At 63.7% G+C, this 895-nt stretch carries 1 protein-coding gene; it reads left to right on the top strand.

Annotated features, from left to right (window positions below):
* A partial coding sequence (locus tag NKH28_RS34305; RefSeq protein ID WP_352981462.1) for a recombinase zinc beta ribbon domain-containing protein occupies positions 1-895 on the top strand: 895 nt, incomplete at both ends.

Here is an 895-nt window from a genome sequence, read left to right as displayed (position 1 = left end):
CGATCCTGAAGAACCCATTCTACGCCGGCGCCTATGTCTATGGTAAGAGCGAGAAGCGCACTGAGATCGTCGATGGCCGCGTTCGCAAGAGCTATGGCCATTACAAGCCGGCTAGCGAGTGGGCGGTGGTGCTCAACGACCATCACGAAGGCTACATCGGATGGAGCGAGTACGAACGGAACCAGGAACTGCTCGCGGCCAACGCTTATGGCAAAGCCGGCGGCGTCAAGTCGGGCCGCGGCGGTCGCGCACTGCTCCCCGGTCTCATCTCCTGTGGTCGATGCGGGCGAAGACTGGTTGTCATGTATGCCGGACGCGGCCAAGGTTATCCGGTATATCGCTGCGAGCGCGGCAACCTCATGATGGCCCAGGCGCGATGCATGTCGTTCAACGGCTTTCGCACCGACGCGGCGGTGACCCGCGAAGCGCTGGAGGCGGTTGTGCCGATGGCGATCGAAGCGGCGTTGGAGGCTGAACGGATGCAGCTGGAGAGCGAAGCCAAGCGGCGGCAGATGATCGAGATGGACCTGCAGCAGGCGCGCTATGAGGCATCGCTCGCCGAGCGCCGCTATGCCGCTTGCGACCCGGAGAACCGGCTTATTGCGGCCCAGCTCGAGAGGAGTTGGGAAGCCATGCTCAGGCGCGTGGAGACCTGCGAGGCCCGGCTGAGCGAAGTCCAGGGTGTGGAGCCTGTCGACGCGGTTCCGGACTTCACGGGCCTCGCCCAGAATCTCGAGGCCACCTGGAACGCGCCAAGTGTCGACATGCGCTGTCGTCAGCAACTGCTGCGCACGCTCATCAAGGACATCGTGGCGGATGTCGATGACGATGCGCGCGACGTGATCTTGACCATCCACTGGCACGGAGGCCAGCACTCGCAGGTACGGGTTCGCAA

Source organism: Mesorhizobium sp. M1227 (genome assembly GCF_040318315.1).
Taxonomy (GTDB): Bacteria; Pseudomonadota; Alphaproteobacteria; order Rhizobiales; family Rhizobiaceae; genus Mesorhizobium.
Note: the sequence above shows the minus strand (reverse complement) of the source record. Positions and strands in the feature narration are given on the sequence as shown.